The sequence below is a fragment of the Rhizobium sp. 18055 genome (genome assembly GCF_902706285.1).
In the GTDB taxonomy this organism is placed as follows: Bacteria; Pseudomonadota; Alphaproteobacteria; order Rhizobiales; family Rhizobiaceae; genus Rhizobium.
In genome coordinates this window covers 1-479 of sequence record NZ_CACSKD010000195.1, presented here as the reverse complement: position 1 = coordinate 479, position 479 = coordinate 1, and the positions used below count along the sequence as shown (strand labels likewise).

The window sequence follows — 479 nt, the reverse complement described above, 5'->3', positions numbered from 1 at the left end:
CGACATGCACCACACCGATTCCGAACCCACGTCGAAACCAGGGCAGCCCCAGACCTCCCATTTTAGGCCTTGGGAAGCCATTGCAAGAGGTCGAGGGGAAATTTAATCGCGCAGTGCGCCCCCCAGAGCTCCGGCTCCTTGTGCTGGCCGAGGTAGCCGTAGAGCGCCGCGACCGTGCCCATGCCGGCCGCGTTACCCGCGACGATGTCGCGCTCGTCGTCGCCGACGTAGAGGCACTCTTCGGGCGGGACGCCCAGGCGGGACGCGGCTTCCAGCAGGGGCGCGGGATGCGGCTTGGCATGCGGCGTGGTGTCGCCGCTCACCAGCACGCCGGAGGTGCGGAACAACGGGATCGCCTGCGTGAGGGGCACGGAAAAGCGCGTGGCCTTGTTGGTGACGACGCCCCACGGCAGGCCGGCCTGCGCCAGCCGTTCGATGAGCGCCTCGACGCCGTCGAACACGATCGTGCGGTCGTGGAT

1 protein-coding gene is annotated in these 479 nt (G+C 68.3%); it reads right to left on the bottom strand.

What is annotated here, in order from left to right:
- Positions 1-62: 62 nt before the first annotated feature.
- Positions 63-479 (bottom strand): HAD-IA family hydrolase (locus GVL52_RS31895; RefSeq protein WP_160012713.1); only part of this gene is annotated, 417 nt, incomplete at its 5' end.